Source organism: Jiangella rhizosphaerae (genome assembly GCF_003579925.1).
Lineage (GTDB): Bacteria > Actinomycetota > Actinomycetes > Jiangellales > Jiangellaceae > Jiangella > Jiangella rhizosphaerae.
Genome location: NZ_QUAL01000212.1, coordinates 1 through 813, shown reverse-complemented (window position 1 = coordinate 813; position 813 = coordinate 1). Strand labels below are relative to the sequence as shown.

General features: G+C 75.0%; 1 protein-coding gene. It reads left to right on the top strand.

Features of this window, described 5'->3' with window-relative positions:
* Positions 1-202 precede the first annotated feature (202 nt).
* On the top strand, positions 203-813 hold a 611-nt coding region (locus tag DY240_RS22500), incomplete at its 3' end, for a Gfo/Idh/MocA family protein (RefSeq protein WP_147375448.1).

Here is an 813-nt window from a genome sequence, read left to right as displayed (position 1 = left end):
GTCGCCCGCCGTAACGCGCTGCGGAGCCGGCGCCGCCGCCGTCCGGAACCCACCGGTCAGGGCCGTGACCAGCACGGCGGCTGCCAGCACCAGCCAGGCGGTGCGGCGGGGCCAGGTGCCGCCGAGGGCTCTGGCGGCGGCGCGCACGGACGAGGGCATCGTCCCGGATCATACGAGACCGGCCGCCGCGTAGGGTGCGACCATGACCACCTCGGAACGCACGATCGGCTGGGGCGTCGTCGCCACCGGCGCCATCGCCCGCAACATCGCCGGCGACCTGCGGCTGCTCGAGCACACCCGGCTGGCCGCCGTCAGCTCGCGCCGTCTCGACCGCGCCGAGGCCTTCGCCGCGGAGTTCGGGGTCGACCGCGCCTACGACGACGTCCGCGCCCTGGTCGACGACCCGGCGGTCGACGTCGTCTACGTCGCGACGCCGCACGCCCAGCACGCCCCCGTCGTCGAGGCCGCGCTGGACGCGGGGAAGGCGGTGCTCTGCGAGAAGGCGTTCACGATGTCCCTGGCCGACACCACGCGGCTGACCGAGCTGGCCCGCGAGCGCGGCGTGTTCTGCATGGAGGACATGTGGACGCGGTTCAACCCGCTGATCGTGCAGCTGCGGCAGCTGGTCGCCGACGGCGCCATCGGTGACGTCCGGGCGGTGACGGCCGACCTCGGGTTCGTCGCTCCGCCCGACCGCACCCACCGGCTGTGGGACCCGGCGCTCGGCGGCGGCGTGCTGCTCGACGTCGGCATCTACCCGGTCGCGTTCGCGCAGATGTTGCTCGGCGCGCCGTCGGCGCTCACCGTCACCGG